The sequence below is a fragment of the Modestobacter excelsi genome (assembly GCF_005930495.1).
In the GTDB taxonomy this organism is placed as follows: domain Bacteria; phylum Actinomycetota; class Actinomycetes; order Mycobacteriales; family Geodermatophilaceae; genus Modestobacter; species Modestobacter excelsi.
Map to the genome: position 1 here is coordinate 1 of NZ_SJEX01000137.1, position 6,054 is coordinate 6,054.

The 6,054-nt window shown below is 73.9% G+C and carries 7 protein-coding genes and 1 pseudogene; 4 read left to right on the forward strand and 4 right to left on the reverse strand.

What is annotated here, in order from left to right; all coding sequences use genetic code 11:
• A partial coding sequence (locus FHL80_RS24615) for a hypothetical protein (RefSeq protein ID WP_216871033.1) occupies nucleotides 1-196 on the reverse strand: 196 nt, incomplete at its 3' end.
• 203 nt (nucleotides 197-399) lie between these two features.
• Here FHL80_RS24615 and FHL80_RS24620 point away from each other — a divergent pair.
• The 4 genes and pseudogenes from FHL80_RS24620 to FHL80_RS26585 all read left to right on the forward strand — a co-directional run.
• Nucleotides 400-1,131, forward strand: a complete 732-nt coding sequence (locus FHL80_RS24620) for a molybdopterin-dependent oxidoreductase (RefSeq protein ID WP_138735961.1) — start codon at nucleotides 400-402, stop codon at nucleotides 1,129-1,131.
• Complete coding sequence (locus FHL80_RS24625; protein WP_138735962.1) at nucleotides 1,115-1,759, forward strand: cytochrome b/b6 domain-containing protein; 645 nt, start codon at nucleotides 1,115-1,117, stop codon at nucleotides 1,757-1,759. The genes FHL80_RS24620 and FHL80_RS24625 overlap by 17 nt, the downstream gene beginning before the upstream one ends.
• A gap of 10 nt (nucleotides 1,760-1,769) precedes the next feature.
• On the forward strand, nucleotides 1,770-2,783 hold the full coding sequence (locus tag FHL80_RS24630; RefSeq protein WP_138735963.1) for an alpha/beta fold hydrolase: 1,014 nt from the start codon (nucleotides 1,770-1,772) through the stop codon (nucleotides 2,781-2,783).
• A gap of 76 nt (nucleotides 2,784-2,859) precedes the next feature.
• Nucleotides 2,860-2,997, forward strand: a pseudogene (locus FHL80_RS26585) (DJ-1/PfpI family protein); the annotation flags it as partial.
• A 110-nt stretch (nucleotides 2,998-3,107) separates the two neighbouring features.
• On the opposite strand, the gene FHL80_RS24640 reads toward FHL80_RS26585, so the two are convergent.
• From FHL80_RS24640 to FHL80_RS25900, 3 genes are all read right to left on the reverse strand, one after another.
• Nucleotides 3,108-4,508, reverse strand: coding sequence for a TonB-dependent receptor (locus FHL80_RS24640; RefSeq protein ID WP_138735964.1), 1,401 nt, complete (start codon nucleotides 4,506-4,508; stop codon nucleotides 3,108-3,110).
• 108 nt (nucleotides 4,509-4,616) lie between these two features.
• On the reverse strand, nucleotides 4,617-5,591 hold the full coding sequence (locus FHL80_RS24645) for a glycosyltransferase family 2 protein (RefSeq protein WP_138735965.1): 975 nt from the start codon (nucleotides 5,589-5,591) through the stop codon (nucleotides 4,617-4,619).
• A gap of 235 nt (nucleotides 5,592-5,826) precedes the next feature.
• A partial coding sequence (locus FHL80_RS25900) for a hypothetical protein (RefSeq protein ID WP_216871034.1) occupies nucleotides 5,827-6,054 on the reverse strand: 228 nt, incomplete at its 5' end.

Consider the following 6,054-nt stretch of genomic DNA (forward strand, 5'->3'; position numbering starts at 1 on the left):
GCCAGGTCCGGGGCTGGGCCGGCACCTCCGGCCAGGCCACGGCGACCAGCGGGTCCTGCACGGTCGACGCCGCGGCCCGGGCCGTGGCCGGACCGGCAGGCGCGGTCGGCAGCAGCGCGAGCAGGGCGGCGACCGGACCCGCCGTCAGGCCGACGACCAGTCCGCGTCGGCGGCGACACCCCCGGCCCGCGCTCACGCCCGCACTGCGCTCTGCACTGCACACTCGGGCACCGGCGCTCCCCGTGGCCACGACGCTGGTGGACGACGGGGGGGGACGCCGACTGCTCGCCTCGCACCGCGGACCCGGCCGACCGTAGGCCCGGCTCCCGGTCGTGCGCCATGGGATGCCGCGCGTCCTCCACACCTGCCCGCCGCGGGACAGCGGCCTACCGTGGCGGCATGGCCACCGAGCAGCCCGACGTCGACGGGGCCGGCGCTCCGGTCGGCCGGCGGGTGGTGCTCGGCCTGCTGGGGCTGGGGGCGCTCGGCATCGTGGGCGGCGCGCGGCTGCAGGACGCGCTGGGCACGGCCCTGGCGCCCATCGAGACCCGCGACCCCACCGGCCTGGTCGGCCTGCTCCCCCTCGGCAACACCTTCCGCTACTACTCGGTGACCGGCGGGGTCGACGAGCAGGACGCCGGGGACTACCGGCTCGCGGTGTCCGGCCTGGTCGGGCAGCCGGGCCGGCACACCCTGGCCGACCTGCGGGCGATGCCGCAGACCGAGCTGGCCCGCGACTTCCAGTGCGTGACCGGCTGGCGGGTGCCGGACGTGCCGTGGGCCGGGGTGCAGCTCGGGCACCTGCTGGACCTGGCCGCCCCGGCCCCGGCGGCGACGGCGGTGCGGCTGACGTCCTTCGACGGCGCGTACACCGAGAGCCTCACCCTCGCGCAGGCCCGCCGTCCCGACGTCCTGGTCGCGCTGAGGATGCTGGACGCCCCGGTGACCCACGACCACGGTGGCCCGGTGCGGCTCTACGTGGCGCCGATGTACGGCTACAAGAGCCTCAAGTGGCTGTCCGGCATCGAGCTCACCGACGAGGTGGTCCCGGGCTACTGGGAGGAGCGCGGGTATGCGGTCGACGGCTGGGTCGGCTCCTCCAACGGGCGCGACGATGACCCGACCGGCTGACGCACCGACCGAGCCCGAACTGCAGCGTTTCGGCCGGCCGGCGCGGTGGGTGCACGGGCTCGTCGGCGTGCTGATGCTGATCTGCCTCCTCACCGCGGCGGTGCTCTACAACAGCTCGCTGCAGGTCCTGATCGGGCACCGCCGGGTGGTCGAACTGGTGCACGTCTGGTGCGGGTTCGCGCTCCCGGTGCCACTGGTCCTCGGTCTGGCCTCGGCCGGCTACCGGGCGGAGCTGCGCCGGCTCGACCGGTTCAGCCCCGCGGACTGGCGGTGGCTCCGCTCGCGCAGCCGGCGGGATGGGCAGATCCCGGTCGGGAAGTACAACGCCGGGCAGAAGCTCAACGGGTCGCTGAGCGCCGGGGCGATCGGCGTCCTGCTGATGACCGGCGTCGTCATGCTCGCCACCGACCTGGCCCCGCTGGGCTGGCGCACCGGCGCGACGCTGGTGCACGACTGGGCGGCCCTCGCCGTCGGTCTGCTGGTGCTCGGACACCTTTCCTTCGCGCTGCGCGACCCGGTCGCGCTGCGCAGCCTGCGCACCGGCACGGTGCCGCGGCGCTGGGCCGAGGCCGAGCACTCGGCGTGGGCAGCGGAGGTCGGACGGGCCCGCGACGGCCGGGACGCCTAGCGTCGCGCCCATGAGCTGGCCGGTGGACCGCGGGACGTTCGAGCTGGGTGATCTGGCGGTGGAGCGCGGAGGCACGATCGCCGACGCCCGGCTCTCCTGGCAGACGCACGGCAGCCTCAACGAGGCCCGGGACAACCTCGTCGTCTACCCGTGCAGCTACGGCGCGACCGCCGACGACCTGGCCTGGCTGATCGGCCCCGACGGCGTGCTGGACCCCGGCCGGTGGTTCGTCGTCGTCCCGGACATGTTCTCCAACGGCCGGTCCAGCAGCGCGTCGGGGCAGCCGGACTACCCCGCGGTGGTCACCGCCGCGGACAACGTGCGGGCCCAGCACCGGCTGGTCACCGAGCACTTCGGCGCGACGACCGTGGCCGCGGTCTACGGCTTCTCGATGGGCGGCATCCAGGCCTACCACTGGGCGGCGCTCTACCCCGACCAGGTGCAGCGGGCGATCGTCGTCTGCGGGAGCGCGCGGACCGCCGACCACAACAAGGTCTTCCTCTCCGGTCTGCTGCGGATCCTGGAGGCCGCTCCCGAGCACGAGGGCGGTGGCCGGTTCTCCGCCGAGCCGACCGCCGCGTTGCGCGCGTTCGCGCACGTCTACGCCGGTTGGGGGCTCAGCCAGGACTTCTACCGGGCCGGGCTCTACCGGACGGTGCTCGGAGCGCCGGACCTGGACACCTACCTGGCCCGCGACTGGGAGCCCGGCTTCACCCTCCGAGCAGCCGACCTGTACGCCCAGGCGCAGACCTGGGTGCACGCCGACATCAGCGCGGGCGAGCACGACGGCGACCTGACCCGGGCGCTGCAGCGCATCCGGGCCCGGGTGCTGCTGCTGCCCGGGGAGACCGACCTGTACTTCCGGGTCGCGGACAACGCCGCGGAGCTCCCGCACCTGGCCGACGCCGAACTGCGGCCGATCCCCAGCATCTGGGGGCACCGGGCCGGCGCACCGCGCCTCGACGCCAACGCCGACGACTTCAGCTTCCTGCGGGCCGCCGTCCGGGAGTGGCTGGGCGCCTGAGACGGCGATGCCCTCCCGCGGTCCAGGCGACACCCTGCGTCAGGACGACGACGCGCTGGCCTTCGTCAAGGCGTTCATGGACGCCGGCAAGCCGGCCGCCGCGATCTGCCACGCCCCGTGGACCCTGCTGGGGGCGGGCACGCTGTCCGGCCGCACGCTGACCTCCTGCCCCAGCATCCGGGGCGACCTGCGCCGCGGCGGTGCCACGGTGGTCGACCAGGAGGCCTGCGTCGACGGGAACCTGGTCACCAGCCGCGACCCCGACACATCCCCGCGTTCAACGAGGCCGCCGTCCGGCTCCTCGCCGGCGGCTGACCCGCCGGGTCAGCGGTCGCGCTGGAACCCGAAGAAGCCGCGCTTGCGGATCAGACCGCTCACCGCCGGCGGGACCATGGCCTCCCAGGACTCGTCGTCTGTGGGGATCCGCTTGAGCACGTCCCGGCTGAGGATCGGCAGGTACTCCGGCTTGTAGTTGTCCAGCGCCACGAAGCTGCCACGCCGGGCCAGGTAGTCGTAGAGCGGCTGCAGCTCCTCGGCGACCCGGACGCTGTCGACGGTGACCACCTCGCCGTCCCGGAGCATCGGGTAGACGAACAGTCGCAGGTCGTTCTTCAGCAGCCGGCCGAACCCCTCCAGGATGCCGCCGGGCAGCGCTGAGTACGCAGGTTCGTCGAACAGGTCGATCAAGCTCGGGACGCCCATGACCATGCCGATGTGGCCGTCGGTGCGCCAGCTCAGGTAGGCGGCCAGCCGGTGGTAGGCGGCGAAGTCCGAGATCAGCACGGTCATCCCGCAGGCGGCCAGCAGGTCCGCGCGGGCGAGGAAGTCCCGGCGGTCGACGGCGTCGCCGCCGGCGCGCAGGTTGGCCATGGTCAGCTCGGTCAGCACCAGGACGTCCCGCCCGGCCACCGCCGGGTCCTGGGCGAACTTCTCCTCCGCGGCCTCGAGCATGTCGATGTTGACCACGGTGGGCGGCCGGAAGCTGCCGCGCTCGACCAGGATCGCCCGTTTCCGCAGCACCTCGCTGGGCTGCAGCACCTGCCGGTCGGGACCGAACATGGCGGCGCCGCTGAGCCCGAGCTGGACCAGCTTCAGCGCGATCAGCCGGTTGTCCACCGCGCGGAACTCGATGCCCTGCAGCTCGATCATGTCGATCTCGATGCGCCCGGTGGTGAGCCGGTCGAGCAGGCTCTCCACCAGCTGCTCCGGCTCGTGGTGCTGGAAGAACGCGGCGTGCAGCAGGTTGACCCCCACCACGCCCAGCGCCTCCTGCTGGAGCGCGGCCTCGTCGTCGAGCATCCGGACGTGCACGATCACCTGGCTGGCCTCGTCGCCCGGGTGGGACTGGAACTTCACGCCCATCCAGCCGTGGCACTCGTTCCCGCCCCGGTAGCTGCGGGCCACCACGGTGTCGGCGAAGGCGAAGAACGCCGTCTCGTCCCCGCGCGCCTCGCTGAGCCGGTCGAGGTTCAGCTCGAACTCGTGGTCGAGCATCGCCTGCAGCCGGCCCTTGGAGACGTAGCGGTCGGACTTGCCGTACACCGCGTCGCTGACCGCCATGTCGTAGGCGGACATCGACTTGGCGACCGTGCCGGCCGCACCACCCGCCCGGAAGAACCACCGGGCGACCTCCTGCCCGGCCCCGATCTCCGCGATGGTCCCGTACCAGCGGGGGTCGAGGTTGACCTGCAGGGCCTTCTGCAGGGTGTCCGCCGCGGCGTCCATGGAGGGCTCCCGTCCTGGTGGCGTCCCGAGGTGCGGGGAGCGTAACGGCCGCACGTGACGGTCCGGTGGCGGCGCGGCGACGACCGCGAGCCGGCGGCCCGCGGCACCTCAGGCCGTGCGACGCCGGCCATCCCGGCTCCCCCGCCCCTGGGCCGCGGCAACCGCGCCGGGCGCCACCGGTCGCCGGCCGAGCACGGCCCGAGGGACCAGCCGCTCCCGGTCCGCCCGCTCGATGAGCAGCGCGCGCAGCACCCGCGCACCGTCCCGCCAGGTGTTCAGGTTGCTGGTGCCGTGGATCCGCGGGTGCTCGAAGCTGGGCACCTCGGTGATCCGGGCCCCGGCCAGCGCCATCCGGGTGTTGATGATCGTCTCGATCTCGAAGCCGTCGCCCCACTGCTTCCCCCCGCCGACCTCGAGCCGGGGGTCGAGCGCGAGGTGGTCGAGGCAGTCCCGCCAGAAGGCGTTGTAGCCGTAGCAGAGGTCGGTGTACCTGGTCCCGAACAGCGCGTTGGCCAGCCGGTTCAGCCAGCGGTTGCCCCACCGCCGGAGCGGGGTGATGTCGCCGGACCCACCGCCCTCGGCGAACCGGGTCCCCTTGGCGAAGTCAGCGCCGGCGACGAGCGCGTCGACGAACCGGGTGATCTCCCCGGGGTCGGCGGACCCGTCGGCGTCCAGCATGACGACCACGTCACCGGTGGCGGCGGCGAAGCCGCAGGCCATCGCGTTGCCCTTGCCCATCCGGTTCTGCAGCACGACCTGGACGTCGTCGCGCAGCGAGCGGGCGACCTCGACGGTGTCGTCGACGCTCCGGCCGTCCACGACGATCACCTCGTGCACGTCCAGCGGCAGCCGGGCGAAGACGTGGGGCAGGTTCCTGGCCTCGTTGTAGGTCGGGATGATCACGCTCACCCGCGGCTGCCGGCGGGTGCGGTCCTGCTCGAGGGTCACCGTCGTACCGGTCGCCGGCGGCGACACCGACCGATCGGTCGGCGGGACGGTGGACAACGGGTCGTCCACGGTGCTCGGCACGTCGGCGTACCGGACTGCTTCGGCGTTGGTCAGATCGACTGGGGACCGGGACATGGCTGGCCTTCCTTCGCTCGGAGCGCCGACCGGGCAGGTCGCCGGTCGCGCTGGAGCTGTGGGAGTGGAGGAGACGAGAGGGAGGGTGCGGAGCGAGCCGAGCCGCTGGGACTCGGGCAGGCAGGCGCGGTCAGGCGCTGCCCGGCCCACGCAGCAGCTGCGGCGGGACACGGTGTTCTCGGGGACGACGCATCTCGACCGGGCGGCGCAGGACGCACCGGACCCGGGGACCTCGTCAGTCCGGCGCGACCGCCGGGTCCTCGGCACCGCCGACGACGGAGAGGGTGCGGCCGGTGTCCAGCCGCAGGGAACCGCCGAGCTCGTCGCTGTCGCTCGCGGTCAGCACCACCACGGGCAGGTCGATGCCGGCGCTCTTGTCCGGCCCGCCGTCGGACGCCCGGGCGCTCCCGCAGGAGCTCGTCCCGGTGCTGGGCGTCGGCAGCGCGGGGGGTGGCGGCGGGGG